This window comes from Vibrio genomosp. F10 str. 9ZD137, from assembly GCF_049974785.1.
Lineage (GTDB): Bacteria > Pseudomonadota > Gammaproteobacteria > Enterobacterales > Vibrionaceae > Vibrio.
Window position 1 is genome coordinate 1 of record NZ_JBNGCJ010000209.1, and the last position, 371, is coordinate 371.

Genomic DNA, 371 nt, shown 5'->3' on the forward strand with positions numbered 1-371 from the left:
TGGATAAAGCCGTTGCAGGGGGTGGCTCTATAGGCTCCGGTGGTTTCGGTACAGTTCTCTTTCTTCGCTCTGTGATTGATTCACTCTCCACCATGATCATATCAAAACGTAATGGGGAAACTTGATGAGTATCTGGTGCATGTTTTGGGGCAACAATCCACGCCATAAAACTGAATAGCCCAACAGTCGCGACCAACGCAATCGGGGTCGCCATGATAAGACGTAACATTAACGTTTCTCCATCAACATCTATCCATTAACGTAATCCATTAATGTTTCTCAGCTGCCAGTGCGATGCTTTGAATTCCAGCACCTTTAGCCGCATCCATCACTTTAACAACGGTGCCGTTGTAGGCTCTCTCGTCAGCTTG

1 protein-coding gene and 1 pseudogene are annotated in these 371 nt (G+C 46.9%); both read right to left on the bottom strand.

All coding sequences use genetic code 11. The features are described 5' to 3' along the window. Positions 1 to 229: pseudogene (locus ACP45E_RS02810) on the bottom strand (energy transducer TonB); the annotation flags it as partial. A gap of 40 nt (positions 230 to 269) precedes the next feature. Continuing rightward, the coding region (locus tag ACP45E_RS02815; RefSeq protein WP_426510513.1) for an ExbD/TolR family protein at positions 270 to 371 on the bottom strand (102 nt) is incomplete at its 5' end.